Raw genomic sequence first — 20,887 nt, 5'->3', positions numbered from 1 at the left:
CCCCCACCCCGTCGCTGCGCGACGCCCCTCCCCGGACGGGGAGGGAGAAGTATCGTGCGCGCGCCTAGACCCCGATCACGCTGATCAATCGGCCGAAGTCCGGTTCGCCCTGCTGGAACGCCCGGCGGTTGGAGTAGAAGCGCGCCGCGTCGGCGCAGGTGTCGTGGCCGGTCCAGACGGCCTGGCCGACGCCGGCCTGTTGCAGGCGCCACAGGACGAAGCCGGGCAGGTCGAACCGGCGTTTGTCGTCGGTCTCGCCGGGGTGGAAGAAGCGCTCGCTGCCCGGGTCGTGGTGGGCGAAACGGTCCTGGAAGTCGAGGCCGACCTCATAGCTGGCGGGGGCGATGCAGGGACCGACGACGGCGCGGATGTGACGGGGATCGGCGCCCAGGGCCTGCATGGCCGCGACAGCCGAATGGACCACTCCGCCCAGGGCGCCCTTCCAGCCGGCGTGGACGGCGGCGACGATCCGCGTCTCGGGATCGGCCAGCAGAATAGGCGCGCAGTCGGCGGTCAGGACCGAGCACAACAGGTCGGGTTCGGCGGTGACGACGGCGTCGCCCTCGGGCCGGTCGCCCTGCCAGGGGCCGTCGGCGACGCGGGCGACGGCGGAATGGATCTGGTAGCAGCCGTTCAGATGATTGACGTCGGCGCCGAAATGGGCGGCGACGCGACGGCGGTTCTCGGCCACGGATGCGGGATCATCCTTCGAACCGACGCCGGCGTTCAGCCCTTCATAGACGCCGGTCGAGACGCCGCCGGCGCGGGTGAAGAAGCCGTGGTCGAACCCGGCGGCGGTCAGCAGCGGATGGGTGATGGGGGCCGGGTCGCTCACAGGTCCCACCCCGGCACGATCAGGGTGCGGGGGGAGAAGATCGCGGCGGCCTTGAACAGGCTTCCCATCTGGTCCTCGGCGGTCAGGCGATGCAGTTGGCGGTCGATCACGGGGGCGGCGTCGGGCCGTCCCGCCTTCAACCGTTCAGCGCGCGCTTCGATCCCCAGCCGTCTCAGGAACTCGCCCTGGGTCAGGCAACCGGTGACATCGGCGCCGGCGCGGACGGCGGCTTCCAGCACGCGCGGAAAGTCGGCCCACTGGGTCAGGTCGGCCTCGCCGGGACTGTCCAGCGGATCGACCTTCTGGTGGCGGCGCAGGGCCTGAAGCGTGTCGCCGGCCTCGGGCCGGGCGCGGCCGTAGTCGATGAGCAGGGCGGCGCCCGAGGCGGCCTTCAGCAGCCCGGCCAGGTCGCGGCCGAAGATCGCCTGCTGTTCCGAAATCTCGAACACCTCGCCGGGCGCGATGTCGAAGCCGGGTTTTTCGAACCCGCCCGAAATCGCGGTCAGGCCGAAGATCAGGTCGTTGTCGTCGGTGACGCCGATGCGGCGTTCGGCCCAGCCGCCATCGGTGCGGACGAACTGGCGTGCGGGCAGACAGTCCAGAACCTCGTTGGCGATCAGGATGACCGGGGCGTCGGTCTCGATCCGCGTCAGGTCGCGCACCCAGCGCGGCGACAGGTCGGCGCCGGCCAGGGCCTTGGCCTGGAGGTGGCGCAAGGGGCCGCTGGGCTCGATCAGGATCAGGTCGCAGGCCTCGAGGAAGCCGGGGACCAGGCGGGCGGCGCGCAAGGCGTCGCTCATCAGGGTTCCGTCGCCAGGTCCGACCTCGACCAGACGGAACCGTTCGGGCGCGCCCAGGCGGTTCCAGGTCTCGACCGCCCACAGGCCGATCAGTTCGCCGAACATCTGGCTGATCAGGGGCGCGGTGATGAAGTCGCCGCCTTCCCCCAGAGCAGGGCGCGAGGCGTAATAGCCGCCCTTGGGATCATGCAGGCAGCGGGTGACATAGTCGGCGACCGTCATCGGCCCCGTCAGGGCGATCTCGCGCGCCAGACGGGTTTTCAGGGTTTCGGCGTCGCTCATGCCTGGACGGGCGGCCGGTTCCAGGCGCGCCAGATCAACCAGCCGCCGACCAGGATCATCGGGATGGACAGCATCATCCCCATGGTCAGGCCCAGGGGGAAGTCGGGCATGCCGAAGTCGGGCTCGCGTACATTCTCCAGCGCGGCGCGGCAGACGCCGTAGGCGACCAGGAACAGGCCGGTGATATAGCCCGGCTTCTTCAGCAGATCGAACTTCCAGATGCCCAGCGACAGGATGGACAGCAGGACGATCCCCTCCAGTCCCGCCTCATAGAGCTGGCTGGGGTGGCGGGGGGCGTCGCCGGCGGGACAGAAGCCGTACATCTGCTGGATGCGGGCGTTGCAGAAGCGCACGGCCCAGGGGACGGTCGTCTCGCGGCCCCACAGCTCGCCGTTGATGAAGTTGGCCAGGCGGCCGAACATCAGGCCGATGGGCACGACCGGGGCGATGACGTCGCCGAGGCGCAGCATGTCGATCCTCTGGGCGCGGGCGTAGAGGAAGATGGCCAGGCAGACGCCCAGGAATCCGCCGTGGAAGCTCATGCCGCCGGTCCAGAGCTGGAACAGTTCGAACCGCTCGCCCAGGGTCTGGCCGGTGAACAACTGGGCGTACATGATCGGCTTGTAGAACAGGGCGTAGCCCAGGCGGCCGCCCAGGATGATGCCCAGCACGATCCACAGCACCAGGTCGTCCAGCTGGGTGGTGTTGATCGGCGGCTTGCCCGGCGCCCACAGGCGTTCGGTCTTGACCAGACGGGCGGCGTACCACCAGCCCAGGACGATGCCGGCGACATAGGCCAGGGCGTACCAGCGGATCGGAAGCGGTCCGAGATGGATCAGGACCGGATCGAATTCGGGAAAGGGCAAGGGGCGTTCCTGTGCAAGCCTGTCTCAGAAGGGCGGTTTAGCAAGCGTCGCCGGCTGCGTCGCCTGTGAAGAAAGATCACGACGCCTTGATGGCGTCCGCGAAGCAGCAGAAAGAAAGGTTTCATTCACCATAGTCGGTGAAGCTTCGTTAACGACGTTGAAGTCGGAGACCGCCATGCAGACCCGCAATCCCATCCTGGACGAGTTCGCCAAACTGACCACCGGCGCCATGGGCCTGGCCCAGGCGGCGGGAGAAGAGGCCAAGACCGCCTGGCGCGCCCAGACCGACCGGATCGCCGCCGAGATGGACCTGGTCCGCCGCGACGAATTCGATGTGCTGAAGGACGAGATCGCCGCCCTGCGGGCCGAGATCGCCGAACTGAAGACGGCCCAGAAACCTGCCAGCAAGCCCGCCGCCAAGGCTTCCGGCAAGCTCGCGACGGGAACGTCCACAGATGGAACTCAACCCGGGGACGCAGCCGGTTGAGCCGAATCCGCGAACAGGCTTACCACTCTGTTAACGGCCGCGATTCTCGCGGACGCAGCGCGAATCGAGAGACTTGATGGACATCGCCCGGCCCGAGGAAATGGACACGCCCTTCGACCCGCTTGAGGTCGTCGAGCATGTCCTCACGGCCGAGAACCTCCCGTTCGACCGCACCGACGACGGCGACCTGGCCTTCGCCCTGGCGGGGGACTGGAAGGATTACGAGCTGTGGTTCGCCTGGCGGCCCGAGGGCGATTGCCTTCAGCTGTGCTGCGCCCTGGATCTGCGTGTGGCCAAGAGCCGCAAGATGGCCGCCTATGAACTGGTCGGCCTGATCAACCAACGCACCTGGATGGGGCATTTCGAGGTCTGGGCCGAGGACGGGGAGATCGTCTTCCGTCATTCGCTGGCCCTGCCGATGGGCGAGCGCCCGACCCTGGCCCAGGCGGCCTCGATGATCGATGCGGCCATCGAGGCGGCGGATCGCTATTACCCCGCGTTCGACTTCATGGTGCGTGGGAACAAGAAGCCGCAGGAGGCCATCGACGCCTGCCTGTTCGAGACCGTCGGCAACGCCTGATGGCGGGGTCCGTCCGGTCCGGGGGACCTGTCGTCCTGGTGGGCTGCGGCCGGCTGGGCTCGGCCATTCTGGAAGGCTGGCTGCTGACGGAGACGGTCGCGCCGGCCGATCTGATCATTCTCAGTCCGTCGGAAAAACCCGCCGCCGAGGCGGCGCGGGCCCAGGGCGCGCGGATCAATCCACCGCTGGAGGCCCTGACGGAGGCGGGTGTGATCGTGCTGGCGGTCAAGCCGGCGATCTGGCGCGAGGTGGTGACGCCCCTGGCGCCCTTCCTGAACGATCAGGCCGTGATCCTGTCGGTCATGGCGGGGGTGACGGCGCCCACCCTGGCCGAGGGGATCGGCGGCTGGCCCATCGTGCGCGTGATGCCGACGACCGGGGTGTCGCGCGGGCGCGGCGTGGCCTCGATCTGGTCGGCGGATGATCGCGCCCAGGGGCTGGGACGGGCCTTGTTCGAGCCGATGGCCGAGACGGTCGTTCTGGCGGACGAGGCCCTGATGGATGCGGCCACGGCGGTGGCTGGGTCGGGCGCGGCCTATTTCTACGCCTTTACCGAAGCCCTGGCCCGAGCGGGTCAGGCCAGCGGCCTGGACGCGGCGACCGCCGACGTCCTGGCGCGAGCGACCCTGCGGTCGGCGGCGGATTCGATGGGCGACGATGATCTGGAGGCCCTGATCGGCCGTATCGCCTCGCCGGGCGGCTCGACCCGCGCCGGGCTGGACGCCCTGGCGAAGGACGGCCGCCTGACGCGGATGCTGGACGAGACGGTCGCGGCGGCCGTGCGGCGAAACCGCGAGATGGGCTGAAACCCGACGCCTCTCTCCCGTCGCGAAACGGGAGAGAGGCCTGCGGGATCAGAAGCGGCCCTGTTCGATCTGGTCGCCCAGACGTCCGAAGGCGCGGTCCGCGTCATGCCAGACGCCGTAGCCCCAGACGTCGCGGATGTTCGGCGAGAAGTAGGAGAAGTCCACCGGCCGGGACTGGCCGTCGGCGGTGACGATCTCGCCCTTGATCGCCGCGCCGCCGATGGACACGCTGCGGATCGGGTCCAGGCCCGGCGTCTGGCGGATCTGTTCGAAGGTGGGGCGGTTCGGCTTCAGGTCGACCAGGACCAGATTGGCGGTGGCGCCCGGATAGCGGTGCTCCAGCGCCTGACCGACTTCAGCCTTCAATTCGTCGATCTGTTCGTTGACTTCACGTTCGCCGAGCTTCTCGATCTGACGTTGCAGTTCGGGGCCGACGGTGACGTTGACCGTGGGGGTTTGCGCCTGGGCCATGGCGGCGACGGCGAGCGCCGCGGCCAAAGGGGCGAAGAAGGCGAGTTTACGCATCGTGTTTTGTCTCCATGCCCTGTCGGCATGAAGATGATCCTTCCTGCACGGTTCCGCTAGACGCCGGACATCCAAATCTCGCTCCGTCCGCCCGTTTCAGCGCCCTGGTTCAAAAAATACGCCGTCAGGCGGCGGGAACGACGGTCGCCTGGCCCGGCACGCGGATGATCGCCTTCAGCCCGCCCAGGTCGCTGCGCTCCAGGGTGACGTCGCCGCCGTGGCCGCGCGCCACGTCGCGGGCGATGGCCAGGCCCAGGCCGACGCCCTTGCGGTTCTGGTTGCGGGACTCGTCCAGACGGGAGAAGGGGCGGAAGGCCTCGTCATACAGATCTTCGGGAATGCCGGGGCCGTCGTCCTCGACGGCGATCTCCAGCCCGCCCGAGGCCAGCGACCGCGCCGACAGACGCACATGCTCGCCGTGAGAGGCGGCGTTGCCGGCCAGGTTGACCAGGGCGCGCTTGAAGGCGAGCGGGCGAAGCGAGGCGGTCAGGCCCTGGGCGACCGAAAGTTCGACCTCGGCCCCGGCGCGCCTGGCGTCTTCGCCCGCCGCCTTCAGCAGGTCGAGGATCGACACCGGTTGGGGCGGTTCGCCGGCCTCGCCGCGGGCGAAGTCCAGATATTCGTCGATCATATGCTCCATCTCGTCCAGGTCGCCGCGCATGGCGGCCTGACGCTTGAACGGCGGGGCCAGGGCCAGTTCCAGCCGGAGCCGGGTCAGGGGGGTGCGCAGGTCGTGGCTGACCGAGGCGAGCAGGGCGGTGCGCTGGTCGATGTGGCGCTGGATCCGGTCGCGCATGGCCAGGAAGGCCACGGCGGCGGCGCGAACCTCGCGGGCGCCGTGCGGCTTGAACCGGGGCACTGTCTCGCCCCGGCCGAAGGCCTCGGCGGCGTCGGCCAGGCGTTCGATGGCGCGGACCTGATTGCGGATGAACAGGATCGCCACCCCCATCAGCAGGACGGTGGCGATGGTCAGCCACAGCACGAAGATGTGGGCCTGGGTGGCCACGGCGCGCTCGCGCGGGGCGATGATGCGCAGCACGCCCTGCGGCTCCTGCACCTGGATGTCGACATAGGCGGGGTAGCGGGTGGTGTCGAACCAGTAGGGGCGGTCCAGTCGGGCCGCCAGCGCCTTGTCCAGCACGCGGTCCACCACCCCGATGGGGCCGCGCCTCTGTTCCGTCGGCAGGGTCCGGCCCTCCTGCAGCGCGATCGACAGGGACATGGATCGCTCGGCCCGATCGGCCAGTCGCTCCAGATTGCGTTGGCTGGGGTCGTCCTCATAGCTCTCAACGGCCCAGGCGATATCGCCGGCCAGGCCCTCGGACAGGCGCGCCGTCACGGTCTGCCAGTGGGCGTCGAAGAAGATCCAGGTCACCACCACCTGCATGACCAGCACCGGCAGGACGATGATCAGCAGCGACCGCCCCCAGAGCGAGGTCGGCAGGCGCCGCTTCAGAAAGCGCGGCCACAGATAGGCGGGCAGCAGCCGCATGGTGTTCGTCGCCGGCTCAGTCGGGCGCGAGCATATAGCCGACGCCGCGCACGGTCTGGAGATAGCGCGGGTTCTTGGGGTCGGCTTCCAGCTTGCGCCGCAAGCGGGTGACCTGAACATCGACGGCGCGGCCGGTGATGTCGGCCGTGTCGGGCGACAGGCTCATGCGTTCGACCGGGGCGTGGGCGTGAAGCGCCAGGGTCTTCAGCAACTGGGCCTCGGCCTCGGTCAGGCGCTGGGGCGCGCCGTCGCGGATCAGCTCCAGCCGCTCCATGTCGAACACGGCCGTGCCCAGCTTGATCTCGCGCGGGCCGATGGGCTTGCCGCCCGTGCGGCGCAGGATGGCCTCGATCCGCAGCACGAGTTCGCGCGGTTCGAACGGCTTGGACATATAGTCGTCGGCGCCCCGCGACAGCCCCTCGATCCGATCCTCGGGATCGCCGCGCGCGGTCAGCAGCAGGACCGGCGTCTTGGAGGTTTCGGCCTTGGCGCGAACCCAGGAGGTCAGGTCCAGGCCGCTTTCGCCCGGCATCATCACGTCCAGCACGACCAGGTCGAACTCGATCAGCTCCATCATCCGCTTGGCCGCCGCCGCGTGGGCGGCTCCGGTGACGCGGTAACCCTCGCGCGACAGATACTCCTTCAGCAGTTCGCGGATGCGGTCGTCGTCGTCGACGATCAGCAGATGGCGACCCACGCCCGGCCCGGCGATGGGACCCGAGCGGCCATATGCGCGCGTTTCGGCCATGCTCATCCGCAATTCTCCCGATCCCGGCCGTTGACCTGAGCGATTCGGGGAGCTCTAACAGACAGACTTCTGCAGGAGACGTGTTTCAATGGCCTTCGTTCCTTTCGACGATCGTGATGGATGGATCTGGTTTGACGGCGATTTCGTGCCCTGGCGGGAAACGAAGACGCATATTCTGACCCATGCCCTCCACTATGGCTCGTCGGTATTCGAGGGTGAGCGTATGTACGGCGGCGAAATCTTCAAGCTGACGCCGCATTCGGAGCGCCTGAAGCGGTCCGCGAACCTGCTCGATTTCGAGATACCTTACAGCGTCGCTGAAATCGACGCCATCTGTAACGAAACCTGCGCCAAAAACGGCTTGCAGGACTGCTACGTGCGCCCGGTCGCCTATCTCGGCCCGGAACAGACCAGTGTTTCGGCCCTGAACAACAAGGTCCATCTGGCGGTGGCCGTCTGGGACTGGCCCAGCTATTTCGACCCTGAGGTCAAGGCGCGCGGCCTGCGTCTGGAATGGTCCAAGTGGCGTCGCCCCGATCCGAGGACGGCGCCGACGACCGCCAAGGCGGCCGGCCTGTACATGATCTGCACCATGTCCAAGAACACAGCCGAGCGGAACGGCTTCGCCGACGCCCTGATGCTGGACTGGCGCGGCTATGTGGCCGAAGCCACCGGCGCCAACGTCTTCTTCGTCAAGGACGGCGTGCTGCACACGCCCAAGGTCGAGCACATCCTGGACGGCATCACCCGCCAGACGGTGATCGAGATCGCCCAGGCCAAGGGGATCGAGGTCGTGGTGCGCGACATCCTGCCGGAAGAACTGTCGGACTTCTCGGAGTGCTTCCTGACCGGCACCGCCGTCGAGGTGACGCCGGTGGCCGAGGTGGGCGACTATCGCTTCACGCCGGGCGCCCTGTCGCTGGACCTGATGGAGACCTACGGCCGGCTGGTGCGCCGCCAGGCCTGAGGCGGCGTCACCAACGCAGGGCGAAGCGGCCGACGGCGGCGCCGATCAGGCCGGCGGCCGCGACCCCCAGCGTATACCAGGTGGCGACGAAGGCGGCGGTCGCCTCGCCACAGTGCAGCAGACCATCGGCGGTGGCGGCGATGCCGCCCGTCGCCAGACCCAGCGCCAGACCGGCCGTCGTCGGCCGTGTCGGCGCCAGCCGCCGCGCCGACAGAAACACCAGCGGCGCGGCGAAGGCCGAGACCAGCACGATGTTGCGGCCGCAGATGTCCCAGGTCTGGCCCAGCCAGCCGGCCATCCGTTGGCCCGGCGGCGTTAGAACCGTCTCGATCCCGCCCCACGCCACGGCGATCCCGACCACAGCCAGCAAGGCGAACAGGGCCGGCCGCGGGTCCAGGCCGGGCCGTCCCAGCCGCGTCGCCAGCCAGATCGCCGTCTGCGCCAGGGCGGCCGTATAGATCGCCTTCAACCAAGGCGTGGGCGCCTGCAGCGCCTGGGTCAGGTCGGACCGCGCCCCCAGCAACAAGATGACCGCCACCGCAGCCGCGCCGCCGGCCCAGGCCAGCAGCGCCGGGTCCAGTCGGGCGGGGCGCACGGGCTCTATACCGGCGGCCAGGGCGTCGATCAGGTCTTCAGTCTTCATTTGGGTTCACGCTGGCGACCAGCGTCTTCATGGAGCGGTGGACGCTGACCTTGGCCGCGCCCTCGGTAAAGCCGTTGCGTTGGGCGGCCTCGGCCAGGCTGAAACCGCCGACGCGGACATCCTCGATGAGGCGGCGCTGGCGCAGCGGCAGGATGGACAGGACCTTCTTCAGATCCCGGCGGACGACGCCGTCCTCGACCGTGTGATCTGCCAGCAGGACCGACGCCTCCTCCAGCGGCACGTCGTGACGGCGGCCCTGGCGGCGGAAATGATCGATCAGCTTGTAACGCGCGATCGCATAGGCCCAGGCCGTGAAGGGCAGCGACCGGTCATAGGTCGCGCGCTTGGCGTGAATGGCGATCAGGCAGTCCTGCACGAGATCCTCCGCATCGGCTTCGCAGCCGGTCAGCCGACGTTTGAAGAAGGGGGTCAGGGCGCCGCGCATTTCGGTCAGCAGGGCGCGCCAGGCCACGGGGTCGCCGTCGAGACCCCGCAACATCAGACGTTTGAGCTCGGCTTCCTTGTCGACCACGCAGCATCCCATTCGCGCCGGACGGGGCGAAGGTTACACGCCCGGCGGCGGACGACGACGAAATATTTCTCGTAACCTTCGCCGCGCCGGGACCGAAACCTCTGCTGTCAGGCCGCTCCGCCCCGGACGGCTGTCACACAGGAAATCGTCCCATGAATATCTCCGCCAAGATCCTGGTCGGCGCCGGCGCCTTGCTGGCCCTGGGCGCCAACGCCGCCGCCGCGCAGAACCGGCCTACGGCCCAGCAGGAAAACGCCATGGAGAAATGCTATGGCGTGGCCAAGGCTGGCCAGAACGACTGCGCCGCCGGGCCCGGCACCACCTGCGCCGGCACCTCGGTGCGCGACTATCAGGGCAATGCCTGGAAACTGGTCGCCAAGGGCACCTGCGCCACGATCCAGACGCCCAAGGGCAACGGTTCGCTGACCCCGATCCCGAACCGCTGATGCCCCCGCTTCCGACCGCCGGACTGGGCCTGAAGCCCCAGCATTATTCGGAGGCCGCGGCCTGTCCGGCGGCCGGAGCCCAGCGCGGCCTGTGGTTCGAGGTTCATCCCGAGAACTACATGGTCGCGGGCGGCCCCCGCCTGTGCTGGCTGGAGACGGTGCGCGCCGTTCACCCGCTGTCGCTGCACGGGGTGGGCCTGTCCCTGGCCGGCGACGAACGCCCGGATCGCGACCATCTGGCCCGGTTCCGCGCCCTGATCGACCGGTTCGAGCCCTTTGTGGTGTCCGAACACCTGGCCTGGTCGCGGCGGGGCGGCGTCTATCATCCCGATCTCCTGCCCGTCCCACGCAGCCGCGAGATGCTGAACCTGGTGTGCGACCATGTCGACGAGGCGCAACAGGCCCTGGGGCGACGGCTGCTGATCGAGAACCCGTCCGCCTATCTGGCCCTGGCCGGCCACGAGTGGGACGAGGTCGAGTTTCTGGTCGAGATCGCCCGGCGGACCGGGTGCGGCCTGCTGATCGACGTCAACAACGTCCATGTCAGCGCCTCGAACATGGGCTTCTCCGCCGAGGCCTGGCTGGACGCCGTACCCGGCGAGCTGGTGGGCGAAATCCATCTGGCGGGTCATCGCCCCGATCCGGTCTGGGGCGAGGCCCTGCTGATCGACAGCCACGACGCCCCCGTGTCCGAGACCGTCTGGACGCTCTATGACCGTCTGATCGCGCGCATCGGCCCTCGGCCGACCCTGGTCGAGCGCGACGGCGATGTTCCCGAATTTCCGGTTCTTTTGATCGAACAGGCGCGCGCCGCCGCAGCGATGACCGCCGTGGAGGCCGTGGCGTGACCGGGTTTCACGCCGCTTTCGACAGGGCGCTGACCGGCGATCTGGAGCCTTTATGGCCGCACCTGGAGCCGGGCGACCGGACGCTGGGGGCGCTGGCCGTCTATCGCAACACGACGATCAAGGGGCGGATCGACGCCCTGGAAGCCAACTATCCCACCGTGTTGCAGATGGTCGGCGAGGACTGGTTCCGCGCCGCCGCCAGCGTCTTTGTCGCAGAACAGCCGGGCGATAGGCCGGTCCTGGTTGACTACGGCGCAGGCTTTCCCGACTGGCTGGCCCGCTTCGAGCCGGCGCGGGACATGACCTATCTGGCGCCCTGCGCCCGGCTGGACCGGGCCTGGACCCAGGCCCATCTCGCGGAGGATGCGGCGCCGTTAGAGGCGCGGGAGGCCGCCGCGCTCGGACCCGCCCTGGCGGGGGCGACGGCGGCTCTGCACCCATCGGTCCGGCTGTTCTGGTTCGAGTGGACGGCGCCCTCGCTCTGGCTCGCGCATCGCTATCCGTCCCCGGACGCGTCTCTTGAATGGCGGGCCGAGGCGCAAGGCCTGCTGGTGCACCGCTCGGGCGCCGAGGTACAGGCGCGGCGGTTGAGTCGCGCGGAATGGGTCTTTCTGGACGCCTGCCGCCTCAACCGGCCGTTCGGCGTCGCTGCGGCTGCGGCCCAGGCCGCCTCGCCCGGCCTGGATCTGTCCGCTCTGTTTGCCGACCTCATCGCGCTCGGCGTCTTCACTTCACCCTCAATCTAGAAGGACCGATCATGAACCGCATCGCGGATATTCACCGACGCATCACCGCCGCCGTACCCGAGGCCGGTCTCGCCCTGTTGCTGCGCGTGGGCGTCGCCACGCCCTTCTTCCTGTCGGGACGGACCAAGGTCGAGGGACTGCTGACGATCACGCCTTCGACGCGCTACCTGTTCGCCGAGGAATACCGCCTGCCCCTGCTGTCCGCTGACCTGGCGGCGCATCTGGCGACCTATGCCGAGCATCTGGCGCCGATCCTGATCGTGCTGGGTCTGGCGACGCGGCCGGCGGCGGCGGGCCTGCTGTTCATGACCCTGGTGATCCAGGTCTTTGTCGAGCCGGGCGGCTGGCCTGTCCACCTGCTTTGGGCCGGACCGCTGGCCTATCTGATCGCGCGCGGGCCGGGTGCGATCAGTCTGGACCGTGTGCTGAAGATCGCCTGATACGCGCACGCCCCTTGTCAGCCGCGTCACTTTGTCCTTGAAGCGGATGAAGCCGGCGCGGGCCGGTCAGGGATCCATCTTTCATGTTCAGCCTTCTGAACCTCCAGAGCCTGTTCGGCCTGGTCGTCATCATCACCCTGTGCTGGGCGATTTCAGAGAACCGCCGGGTCTTTCCTTGGAAGCTGGCCCTGGGCGCCGTGGCGGTTCAGGCCGGGCTGGTGCTGGCGCTGTTCGGCATCCCGGGGTCGCGCACGGTGCTGGCGGCGGTGACGGGCGCCATCGACGGGCTGGCGGTTGCGACGGCCCAGGGGACGCGGTTCGTGTTCGGCTATCTGGCCGGCGGGGACCAGCCCTATGCGGTTCAGAACGAGGGGGCGCTGTTCACCTTCGCCTTCAACGTCCTGCCGCTGATCATGGTGATCTCGGCGCTGTCGGCCCTGTTGTGGCACTGGAAGATCCTGAAGTGGTTGATCCGCGGCTTCGGCCTGCTGTTCCAGCGCACCATGGGCCTGGGCGGCGCCTCGGCCCTGGCTGTGGCGGCCAACATCTTCCTGGGCACGATCGAGAGCCCCATCGTCATCAAGGCCTATCTGGACAAGCTGAGCCGGTCCGAGATCTTCCTGATGATGACCGTGGGCCTGGCGACCGTGGCCGGTTCGACCATGGTCGCCTACGCCAGCATCCTGTCGCAGACCCTGCCCAACGCCGCCGGCCACGTCCTGGTCGCCTCCATCGTCTCGGCCCCGGCCGGGGTGCTGCTGGCGCGGATCATCGTGCCCGAGCCGGACAAGGAGGCCATCCAGTCGATCAGCTATGACTCGGCCCTGAAGTATGACAGCGCCATCGACGCCATCTCCAAGGGCACGTCGGACGGCCTGATGGTGGTGCTGAACATCTCGGCCGTGCTGATCGTCTTCGTGGCCCTGGTGGCCCTGGTCAACCTGATGCTGGGCGGCATCATCATCTTCGGCGAGCCGCTGACGGTCGAGCGGATCCTGGGCGTCCTGTTCACCCCCTTCGCCTGGCTGATCGGGATCGAGGCGCGCGAGGCGGCCCTAGGCGGCTGGCTGCTGGGCGTCAAACTGACCCTGACCGAGTTCGTGGCCTTCATCAATCTGGGCAAGCTGCCGGCCGAGGCGATGAGCGAGCGGACGCGGATGCTGATGACCTACGCCCTGTGCGGCTTCGCCAATATCGGCTCGGTCGGCATCACCGTGACCGGTCTGTCGGTGCTGATGCCTGAACGCCGGCACGAGGTGCTGAGCCTGATCTGGAAGGCCCTGTTCGCCGGCTTCATGGCCACCCTGATGAGCGCGGCCGTCGTCGGCGCCTTGCCAGCGGCGGTGTTCGGGCAGTAGGTTTTTCAAAAGAACGGAGGCGTCCGATGAAGCTCTACACCTCGCACCGCGCGCCCAATCCGCGCCGGGTCCGCTGGGTCATGGCCGAGAAGGGCGTCGAGGACGTCGAACTGGTCGAGATCGACATTCTGACGGGTGATCACAAGAAGCCGGAATATCGCGACAAGGTCGGGGTGCCCCACCTGCCGGCGCTGGAGCTGGACGACGGCACGACCATTTCGGAATCCGTGGCCATCGGCCGCTACCTGGAGGCCCTGTATCCGGAGCCCAATCTGTTCGGTCGCGATGCGCGCGAACAGGCGGTGGTCGAGATGTGGACCCGCCGGTGCGAATTCTATCTGTCCAACCCGATCATGCTGAACGTGCGCCACTCGCATCCGGCCCTGGCGGCGCTGGAGGCGGTGCAGATTCCCCAGGTGGCCGACTACAACCGGCTGTCGGCGGAACGGTTCATGAAGACCCTGGACCGGCATCTGGCCGAGCGGGAGTTCATCGCCCTGGACCGGTTCACCATCGCCGACATCGTCGCGGTGGTCGGCCTGGATTTCGCGCGGATGGTTCGCTATCGCCCCCCGGCCGAGTTCGAGAACCTGCACCGCTGGTTCGACGCCTGCCGAGACCGACCGGCGGCCAAGGCCGGGGTCTGAACGGCCTTGCGGTTGCTGACGCCTTCGGACCGTTGGCTGGCCCTGCTGCTGGCGGGGTTGGCGGGCTATGTGGACAGTCTGGGCTTTCTGCATCTGGGCGGCGTCTTCGTCTCCTTCATGAGCGGGAACTCCACCCGGTTCGCCGCCAGCGTGGCCGAGGGACAGTGGCCGGCGGCGGCGCATCTGGCCGCCATACTCGGCCTGTTCGTCCTGGGATCCTTCGCCGGCGCCCTGGTCGCGGGCGGCGAGGACGTACGCTCGCGTAGTCGGGTGCTGATGTTCGAGGCCTTGCTGCTGGCGCTGGCCGCCGCTGCGGCCGGCGCGGGGCTGACGCCCGCCGCCGTCGGCCTGATGGTCATGGCCATGGGCGCCGAGAACTCGGTCTTCCTGAGGAACGGAGAGGTCGGGGTCAGCCTGACCTATATGACCGGAACCCTGGTCAAGCTGGGGCAGGCCCTGGCAGGCGCTGTAAAGGGCGGAGACCGATACGCCTACAAGGCCTATCTGACCCTGTGGGCAGGGCTGAGCTTCGGGGCGGTGCTGGGCGCCCTGACCTTCGGCCGTCTGGGACTGGCGGCCCTCTGGCCCGCCGCCGGCTTCGCCCTGCTGATGGCCCTGATCGTGCGGCTCAACCGCGCGGCGTGAACTTGCGGATCACGCCCGAGAAGGTCATCAGCAGCCGTTCCCCCGTGTTGATCTGGCCGCGCACGAAGATCAGGCTCTTGCCCGCCTTGGTGACCTGGCCGGTCGCCTCGATCAGTTCGCCGACATAGGCGCCGTCGATGAAGGTGGAGTCCAGCTGGACCGTGACGCCCGAGGCGCCCTCCATCTCCTGATAGGCGATCTGGAACATGGCGATGTCGGCGAAGGTCATCAGGCATCCGCCATGCATCCGCCCGCCGGCGTTCATGTGCTTCTGCTCGGCGCGGAAGGCGCAGCGCATGTGACCGTCAGGATCGAGCTTGCCGTAGAAGGGCCCCACCACGACGTCGAAGGTGTCGTGGAGGTCATAGGTCTGCCAGCCGGCGAATTCGCCCTCGGTGACGGTGATTTTCTTCGGCATGACGACTCGGCCTTACTTCTGGTCTCGCTGTGCAGCATATAGGCGCAATGAGCGATCCGATCGAAACCGCAATCCTGAACAAAATCGCCGGGCTGGAGCCCGGCAAGAGCATCGAGCCGGCTGAAGTGGCCAAAGAGCTACAGCCGGAGCAGTGGCAGCGCATGCTGCCCAAGGTGCGCGCCCTCGCCCTGAGCCTGATGCGCCAGGGCAAGCTGACCATCACCAAGAAGGGCAAGCCGGTCGATCCGGACAATTTCCGAGGGGTGACGCGTCTGCGCCAGCCGACCGAGGAAGAGACGGCCCTGGCGCTGAGCCGCCGTCCGCCGGTCGTCGAGGATGATGACGACTGATCTCGATGCAGTCCTGAGCGACATCCGCGCCTGCCGCGCCTGTGCGGGCGTGCTGCCGCATACGCCGCGCCCGGTGGTGCGGGTCTTTCCCGAGACGCGGCTGCTGATCTGCGGCCAGGCGCCGGGGCGGCGGGTGCATGAAAGCGGCCTGCCGTTCACCGACCCGTCGGGCGACCGGCTGCGCGACTGGATGGGCGTGGACTACGACAGCTTCTACGCCGACCGCCGCATCGGCGTGGCGGCCCAGGCCTTCTGCTATCCGGGCACGGCCCCGAAAGGGGGCGACCATCCGCCGCCGAGCCGGTGCGCCGACCTGTGGCGGCCGTCCTTGTTGGAGGCCCTGCCGCAGATGGAGCTGACCCTGCTGGTCGGCGGCTACGCCCAGGCCTGGGCGCTGAGCGAGCGGGCGAAGCGGAACATGACGGAGACGGTGCGCGCGTGGCGGGACTATGCGCCGGACATTCTGGCCCTGCCGCATCCGTCCTGGCGCAACACGGCCTGGCTGAGAAAGAACCCCTGGTTCGAGGATGAGGTGGTTCCCTATCTGCGGGAACGGGTGCGTTCGATCCTGACGCCCCCCGCAAGGATGCGCGCATGAAAGCCGCCTTCCCCGCCGCCGCCATCGCTCTGACCTTGGGAGCGTCCGCCTGCGCCGCGCCCCACATCCAGCCGCCGCTGACGCCGCCGCCGGACTTCGCCGGCGCTCACGTCGAGGATCGCGCCCTGGTCATGTCGGACGGGGCGCGGCTGCCCTATCTGCGCTGGGGGCCGACCGATCGGGCGCCCTGGGCGGTGATCGTGGCCCTGCACGGCATGAACGACCACGACGCCAGCTTCCGTCTGGCGGGGCCGTGGTGGGCCGAGCAGGGGATAGAGACCTGGGCCTATGACCAACGCGGCTTCGGCGCGGCGCCGGGACGGGGCGTGTGGGCTGGACAGCAGCGGATGACCGACGACCTGCGCGAGGTCACGGCCCTGGCCCGCGCCCGCTATCCCGACGCCGTCATCGCCGTGGTGGGCGAGAGCATGGGCGGATCGGTGGCGGCGGCCGCCTTCGGTTCAGACAATCCGCCGGACGCCGACCGGCTGGTGCTGCTGGCGCCGGGGGTCTGGGGGTGGTCGACCCAGGGGCCGCTGAACAGCGCGGCCCTGAATATCGCGGCGCGCGCGCTCGGCGATGTGGCGCTGGAGCCGCCCGAGTTCATCACCCGCGACATCCACGCCTCCAGCAATACGCTGGAGCTGATCCGCAACGGGCGTGATCCGATGAACATTCTCGCGACCCGGTTCGACACCGTCTATGGCCTGGTCGATCTGATGGAGACGGCGTCGCGCAGCCTGGGCCGCATCCGGGGCGACGCCGTGCTGATGTATGGCGCGCACGACGAGATCGTGAAGCGGGGGCCGATGCGTCTGGCCCTGGAGCGGGCGCTGGCTGACGGCGGCGCCCTGAAGACGGCCTGGTATCCGAACGGCTGGCATCTGCTGAACCGCGATCTGGACGCCGAGATCGTTTACCGGGACGTCGCCGCCTGGCTGAGGAATCCCGACGCGGCGTTGCCGTCGGGCGCGCCCGCGGTGCTGCCGGAGCTGGAGAAGCCGGCCGCTCCCGATGGCCGAGCGGCGAGCCGGCGGTGACCCCGTAAACGTCTCTTAACGTGACGTTTACCATCCAGGCGGCATTTTCTGCCTAGCGGGGCGTCAGTGTCTCCCGCGAGTTTGGGGCGGGAACGCGTGGGCGGCTTTACAGCGGCGTTGCAGAAGTTCGGGATCGGCCGTCTGGCGGCAGTCCTCGGCGTCGCCGCAGGCGTGACCGCCGTGCTGGTGGCCGTCATGCTGCGCATGGGTCAGGCGCCGGACGCCCTGCTGTATTCCAATCTGGATCTGCGCGAGGCCGGCGAGATCACCACGGCCCTGCAACAGGCCGGCATCAAATACACCTCCAAGGGCGACGGTTCGACCGTGATGGTGAACCGGGACGACGTCGGCACCGCGCGGATGCTGATTGCAGGAAAGGGCCTCGTGACCTCGGGGTCGGTCGGCTACGAAATCTTCGACAACCAGTCGGTGCTGGGCCAGACCGAGTTCCAGCAACAGCTGAACGAGCAGCGCGCCCTGCAGGGCGAACTGTCGCGCACCATCATGTCCATGCGCGGCATCACCGCCGCTCGCGTCCACATCACCATGCCGCGTCGCGAGATGTTCACCGCTGCGGCCGGAGATCCCACAGCGGCCGTTCTGGTCGGGCTGGGCGGTCGGGATCTGACGCCTGACCAGGTGCGGGCGATCCGCAACCTGGTGGCCTCGTCCGTGCCGAACCTGAAGCCTGACCGCGTCACCGTCGCCGATCAGAACAACCGCACCCTGGCGGCCGGGTCCGATGACGGAACCTTCTCGTCCGCCTCCGCCGCCGAGACCAAGGGCAATACCGAGGCCCAGCTGCAGTCGCGGATCAAGGATATCGTCGAAGGCGTGGTCGGCATCGGCGCCGCGCGCGTCCAGGTCACGGCCGACATCGATCAGAGCCGCTCCACTACCCAGGAGCAGAAGTTCGATCCCGACGGTCAGGTCGTGCGCTCGACCACCGCCAATGGCTCGCAATCCTCGGACACCACGGGCCAGAACGACGGCGGCGTGACGGCCGCCAACAACATCCCCGGCGGCGCGCCGCCTGCCACCACGCCGGCCGGCGCGACCAGTGCGGAAAACGCCGAGACGACAAATTACGAGATCTCGAACACCACCACCACGACGACCAAGGAGCCGGGCGAGGTCAAGAAACTCGCCGTCGCCGTCGCTGTCGATGGCAAGTGGACCCCGGCCGCAGACGGCAAGGGCGAGCCGACCTATGCGCCGAGAACCGCCGAGGAGATCGCCCAGATCAAGTCCCTGGTCGCCGCCGCCGCAGGCATCGACGAGGCGCGGGGCGACAAGATCGAGGTGATCAATGTCCGCTTCAACCACGACACCGGCATCGCCGGCGGTCTGGAAGGCAAGTCGTCGCTGCTGGACTTCTCCCGCACCGACGTGATGCGTCTGATCGAACTGGGCATCCTGGCCGTCGTGGCGTTGCTGCTGATCTTCTTCGTGCTGCGTCCGCTTTTGAAAACGGCGGGCGGCGCGGCGCCTGGGGCTGTGGCCGCAGCCCCCGCCGGCCTGCCCGTGGCCACGGTGACGACGACCGTCATCGGCGCCGACGGTCAGCCCCAGCTGGTGCAATTGCCGGCCCCGAACGAAATGGATCAGAAGATCGACATCGCCCGTATCGAGGGTCAGGTGAAGGCGTCTTCGGTCAAGAAGGTCGCGGATTTCGTCCAGGCGCACCCGGATGAGGCCGCCGGGATCCTGCGCAACTGGGTGGCCGAAGGCTGATGGCCAAGCTCGTGACCAAGAAGCTGTCGATCGACGATCCCAACAAGCTGACGGGGCCTGAAAAGGCGGCCGTCATCCTGCTGGCTCTGGGCGAGGAGCACACCGCCCTGTGGGAACGGCTGGACGACGAGGAGGTCAAGGAGATCTCCCAGGCCATGGCCACCCTGGGCAATGTCACCGCCGAGGCGGTCGAGGCCCTGATGATCGAATTCGTCTCGGGCCTGGCCGGCTCGGGCTCGGTCATGGGCAGTTATGAACAGACCCAGAGGTTGCTGGCCGCCTTCCTGCCCAAGGACCGCGTCGATGGCCTGATGGAGGAAATCCGGGGTCCGGCCGGCCGGACCATGTGGGACAAGCTGGGCAATGTGAACGAGGCGGTTCTCGCCAACTATCTGAAGAACGAATACCCGCAGACCGTCGCCGTCATCCTGTCCAAGGTGCGTTCGGACCACGCCGCCCGCGTGCTGACCGCACTGCCGGAAGATTTCGCCCTGGAATGCGTGCAGCGGATGCTGCGCATGGAGCCGGTGCAGCGCGAGATTCTGGACAAGATCGAGGCGACGCTGCGGACCGAATTCATGTCGAACCTGGCGCGCACCTCCAAGCGCGACAGCCACGAGATGATGGCCGACATCTTCAACAGTTTCGATCGCCAAACCGAGGCGCGCTTCATCGGCGCCCTGGAAGAACGCAGCCGCGAATCCGCCGAACGGATCCGCGCCCTGATGTTCGTGTTCGAGGATCTGTCCAAGCTGGACCCCGGCGGCGTGCAGACGCTGCTGCGGGCGGTGGACAAGGACTCCCTGGGCCTGGCCCTGAAGGGCGCCTCCGAGCCACTGCGCGAGATGTTCTTCTCCAACATGTCCGAACGGGCCTCCAAGATCATGCGCGAAGACATGGAATCCATGGGGCCGGTCCGGCTGAAGGACGTCGACACCGCTCAGATGGCCATGGTGCAGGTGGCCAAGGATCTGGCCGCCCGCGGCGAGATCATGCTGGCCGGCCAGGGCACCGACGACGAGTTGATCTACTGACATGAGCACTCCCTTCGCCTTCGATACCGAGTTCGACGCCGACGGTTCGGTGGTGCGCGAAAGCGCCTGGAAGCCGACCAAGCGCAGCTATCTGCCGGCCGAGGTGGACGCCCTGGTCGCCCATGCGCAGCTGGAGGCGCGCCAGCAGGCGCTGAACGAGATCGAGAACATCCGGGCCATGGCTCTGACCAATATCGCCCAGGGCGTGGCGGCGGCCTTGCCCTCGCTGAGGAACGTGGCCCAGACGCATCGTGAACAGTCGGCCGACCTGGCCCTGGCGGCCGCCCGGGCCATCGGCGGCGCGGCGCTGGAGCGTTTCCCCCAGGCCCCCTTGCGCGCCGCCCTTGAGGCGCTGGCCCAGGAGATCGACGCCTCGCCGCGTCTGGTCGTGCGCGCGGCCGGTCTGGACGACGAAGGCCGCGCCCAGATCGAGAGCGCCTGCGCCGACAGCGGTTTCAACGGCGTCGTCGCCTTCCGCGACGAGCCGGGCATGGGAGTTGCGGCCTTCCAGCTGGAATGGGCCGACGGCCGCGCCGACCACGATCCGGAAGGCTCGGCCACACGCGTGGCCGAAGCTCTGACCGCCGCCCTGGCCGCCGAGGCCGGGCACGCCGAACCCCCTATCAATACTGACCGGAGTGATTTCTGATGGCCTCCGACGATCTTTCGCTCGAGGAGTTCCCGGACTCCACCGCCCTGGCCGTGGTCGATGATCATGGCGACAAGACCGCCGCCGACCTGGCCACGGTCTTCGAGGTGCCGGTGAACATCTCGGCCGTGCTGGGCAAGTCGCACATGTCGGTGGCCCAGCTGCTGAAACTGAACAAGGGGTCGGTGCTGGAGCTGGACCGCAAGGTCGGCGAGGCCATCGACATCTTCGTCAACAACCGTCTGATCGCGCGTGGCGAGGTCGTCGTCGTCGACGACCGGCTGGGCGTGACCATGACGGAAATCATCAAGACCGAGGACTCGGGGGGCTGAAGCGACGCCGCGCAGGTTCTGCGCGGCTGAACAACGGCG

The 20,887-nt window shown here is 68.3% G+C and carries 27 protein-coding genes; 18 read left to right on the top strand and 9 right to left on the bottom strand.

From position 1 onward, the window contains the following. Positions 1-64: 64 nt before the first annotated feature. The 3 genes from pgeF to lgt are packed head-to-tail and all read right to left on the bottom strand — an operon-like array spanning position 65 to position 2,783. Positions 65-835, bottom strand: coding sequence for a peptidoglycan editing factor PgeF (pgeF, locus tag ER13_RS01530; protein ID WP_035305672.1), 771 nt, complete (start codon positions 833-835; stop codon positions 65-67). Next, positions 832-1,917, bottom strand: coding sequence for a class I SAM-dependent methyltransferase (locus ER13_RS01525; protein ID WP_035305670.1), 1,086 nt, complete (start codon positions 1,915-1,917; stop codon positions 832-834). Before ER13_RS01525 ends, pgeF begins: the two co-directional genes overlap by 4 nt. Further along, complete coding sequence (lgt, locus tag ER13_RS01520) at positions 1,914-2,783, bottom strand: prolipoprotein diacylglyceryl transferase (RefSeq protein WP_035305668.1); 870 nt, start codon at positions 2,781-2,783, stop codon at positions 1,914-1,916. The genes ER13_RS01525 and lgt overlap by 4 nt, the downstream gene beginning before the upstream one ends. Before the next feature lie 175 nt (positions 2,784-2,958). Between lgt and ER13_RS01515 the strand changes: the two genes are divergently transcribed. From ER13_RS01515 to ER13_RS01505, 3 genes are all read left to right on the top strand, one after another. Further along, positions 2,959-3,270, top strand: coding sequence for an accessory factor UbiK family protein (locus ER13_RS01515; protein WP_035305681.1), 312 nt, complete (start codon positions 2,959-2,961; stop codon positions 3,268-3,270). 76 nt (positions 3,271-3,346) lie between these two features. Further along, positions 3,347-3,850, top strand: coding sequence for a YbjN domain-containing protein (locus ER13_RS01510; protein ID WP_035305665.1), 504 nt, complete (start codon positions 3,347-3,349; stop codon positions 3,848-3,850). Further along, entirely contained in the window at positions 3,850-4,656 is an 807-nt protein-coding gene (locus ER13_RS01505; RefSeq protein ID WP_035305663.1) for a pyrroline-5-carboxylate reductase, read from the top strand. Before ER13_RS01510 ends, ER13_RS01505 begins: the two co-directional genes overlap by 1 nt. A 48-nt stretch (positions 4,657-4,704) precedes the next feature. Here ER13_RS01505 and ER13_RS01500 read toward each other — a convergent pair whose 3' ends face one another. From ER13_RS01500 to ER13_RS01490, 3 genes are all read right to left on the bottom strand, one after another. Further along, positions 4,705-5,181, bottom strand: a complete 477-nt coding sequence (locus ER13_RS01500; protein ID WP_035305660.1) for a hypothetical protein — start codon at positions 5,179-5,181, stop codon at positions 4,705-4,707. Positions 5,182-5,305: 124 nt separating this feature from the next. After that, positions 5,306-6,673 (bottom strand): ATP-binding protein, encoded by a 1,368-nt coding sequence (locus ER13_RS01495; protein ID WP_008264280.1) that lies wholly within the window; start codon positions 6,671-6,673, stop codon positions 5,306-5,308. Between the two features lie 16 nt (positions 6,674-6,689). Further along, on the bottom strand, positions 6,690-7,427 hold the full coding sequence (locus ER13_RS01490) for a response regulator (protein ID WP_008262734.1): 738 nt from the start codon (positions 7,425-7,427) through the stop codon (positions 6,690-6,692). Positions 7,428-7,509: 82 nt separating this feature from the next. Here ER13_RS01490 and ER13_RS01485 point away from each other — a divergent pair, with 82 nt between their 5' ends. Next, a complete protein-coding gene (locus ER13_RS01485) occupies positions 7,510-8,388 on the top strand; it encodes a branched-chain amino acid aminotransferase (protein ID WP_008262906.1) in 879 nt (292 codons plus the stop codon). A gap of 7 nt (positions 8,389-8,395) precedes the next feature. On the opposite strand, the gene ER13_RS01480 is transcribed toward ER13_RS01485, so the two are convergent. After that, positions 8,396-9,031: an NrsF family protein gene (locus tag ER13_RS01480; RefSeq protein WP_035305658.1), complete on the bottom strand. Its 636-nt coding sequence runs from the start codon at positions 9,029-9,031 to the stop codon at positions 8,396-8,398. Then, a complete protein-coding gene (locus ER13_RS01475; protein WP_035305656.1) occupies positions 9,021-9,563 on the bottom strand; it encodes a sigma-70 family RNA polymerase sigma factor in 543 nt (180 codons plus the stop codon). Before ER13_RS01475 ends, ER13_RS01480 begins: the two co-directional genes overlap by 11 nt. Positions 9,564-9,715: 152 nt before the next feature. Between ER13_RS01475 and ER13_RS01470 the strand changes: the two genes are divergently transcribed. The 7 genes from ER13_RS01470 to ER13_RS01440 all read left to right on the top strand — a co-directional run bounded on the left by ER13_RS01470 (position 9,716) and on the right by ER13_RS01440 (position 14,693). Further along, complete coding sequence (locus ER13_RS01470; protein WP_035305653.1) at positions 9,716-10,009, top strand: DUF2282 domain-containing protein; 294 nt, start codon at positions 9,716-9,718, stop codon at positions 10,007-10,009. Continuing rightward, on the top strand, positions 10,009-10,857 hold the full coding sequence (locus ER13_RS01465) for a DUF692 domain-containing protein (protein WP_035305650.1): 849 nt from the start codon (positions 10,009-10,011) through the stop codon (positions 10,855-10,857). The genes ER13_RS01470 and ER13_RS01465 overlap by 1 nt, the downstream gene beginning before the upstream one ends. Next, positions 10,854-11,603, top strand: coding sequence for a DNA-binding domain-containing protein (locus ER13_RS01460; protein ID WP_035305647.1), 750 nt, complete (start codon positions 10,854-10,856; stop codon positions 11,601-11,603). The genes ER13_RS01465 and ER13_RS01460 overlap by 4 nt, the downstream gene beginning before the upstream one ends. An 11-nt stretch (positions 11,604-11,614) precedes the next feature. Beyond that, positions 11,615-12,043, top strand: coding sequence for a DoxX family protein (locus tag ER13_RS01455; protein WP_052004678.1), 429 nt, complete (start codon positions 11,615-11,617; stop codon positions 12,041-12,043). Between the two features lie 83 nt (positions 12,044-12,126). After that, positions 12,127-13,401 carry a NupC/NupG family nucleoside CNT transporter gene (locus tag ER13_RS01450; RefSeq protein ID WP_035305644.1) on the top strand — a complete coding sequence of 425 codons (1,275 nt, stop codon included), beginning with the start codon at positions 12,127-12,129 and terminating at the stop codon, positions 13,399-13,401. A gap of 26 nt (positions 13,402-13,427) precedes the next feature. Continuing rightward, a complete protein-coding gene (locus ER13_RS01445; RefSeq protein ID WP_008258672.1) occupies positions 13,428-14,048 on the top strand; it encodes a glutathione S-transferase family protein in 621 nt (206 codons plus the stop codon). A gap of 12 nt (positions 14,049-14,060) precedes the next feature. Further along, entirely contained in the window at positions 14,061-14,693 is a 633-nt protein-coding gene (locus ER13_RS01440; protein ID WP_081836072.1) for a YoaK family protein, read from the top strand. Here the strand turns inward: ER13_RS01440 and ER13_RS01435 are convergent. Next, positions 14,677-15,111: a PaaI family thioesterase gene (locus ER13_RS01435; protein ID WP_008262173.1), complete on the bottom strand. Its 435-nt coding sequence runs from the start codon at positions 15,109-15,111 to the stop codon at positions 14,677-14,679. The two genes, ER13_RS01440 and ER13_RS01435, sit on opposite strands and share 17 nt — an antisense overlap. A gap of 47 nt (positions 15,112-15,158) precedes the next feature. Here ER13_RS01435 and ER13_RS01430 point away from each other — a divergent pair, with 47 nt between their 5' ends. The 7 genes from ER13_RS01430 to fliN all read left to right on the top strand — a co-directional run bounded on the left by ER13_RS01430 (position 15,159) and on the right by fliN (position 20,848). Next, entirely contained in the window at positions 15,159-15,461 is a 303-nt protein-coding gene (locus tag ER13_RS01430; protein WP_035305639.1) for a DUF3253 domain-containing protein, read from the top strand. Further along, positions 15,451-16,059 (top strand): uracil-DNA glycosylase family protein, encoded by a 609-nt coding sequence (locus ER13_RS01425; protein ID WP_035305637.1) that lies wholly within the window; start codon positions 15,451-15,453, stop codon positions 16,057-16,059. The genes ER13_RS01430 and ER13_RS01425 overlap by 11 nt, the downstream gene beginning before the upstream one ends. Next, on the top strand, positions 16,056-17,099 hold the full coding sequence (locus tag ER13_RS01420) for an alpha/beta fold hydrolase (protein WP_035305635.1): 1,044 nt from the start codon (positions 16,056-16,058) through the stop codon (positions 17,097-17,099). Before ER13_RS01425 ends, ER13_RS01420 begins: the two co-directional genes overlap by 4 nt. Positions 17,100-17,195: 96 nt before the next feature. Beyond that, positions 17,196-18,833: a flagellar basal-body MS-ring/collar protein FliF gene (gene fliF, locus ER13_RS01415; protein ID WP_008259645.1), complete on the top strand. Its 1,638-nt coding sequence runs from the start codon at positions 17,196-17,198 to the stop codon at positions 18,831-18,833. Positions 18,834-18,844: 11 nt separating this feature from the next. Continuing rightward, a complete protein-coding gene (fliG, locus tag ER13_RS01410) occupies positions 18,845-19,867 on the top strand; it encodes a flagellar motor switch protein FliG (protein WP_154725765.1) in 1,023 nt (340 codons plus the stop codon). 1 nt (position 19,868) lies between these two features. Further along, positions 19,869-20,516, top strand: a complete 648-nt coding sequence (locus tag ER13_RS01405; RefSeq protein ID WP_035305631.1) for a flagellar assembly protein FlbE — start codon at positions 19,869-19,871, stop codon at positions 20,514-20,516. Further along, positions 20,516-20,848 carry a flagellar motor switch protein FliN gene (gene fliN, locus ER13_RS01400; protein WP_008258919.1) on the top strand — a complete coding sequence of 111 codons (333 nt, stop codon included), beginning with the start codon at positions 20,516-20,518 and terminating at the stop codon, positions 20,846-20,848. The genes ER13_RS01405 and fliN overlap by 1 nt, the downstream gene beginning before the upstream one ends. Positions 20,849-20,887 lie beyond the last annotated feature (39 nt).

The organism is Brevundimonas sp. EAKA (assembly GCF_000698025.1).
In the GTDB taxonomy this organism is placed as follows: Bacteria; Pseudomonadota; Alphaproteobacteria; order Caulobacterales; family Caulobacteraceae; genus Brevundimonas; species Brevundimonas mediterranea_A.
Note: the sequence above shows the minus strand (reverse complement) of the source record. Positions and strands in the feature narration are given on the sequence as shown.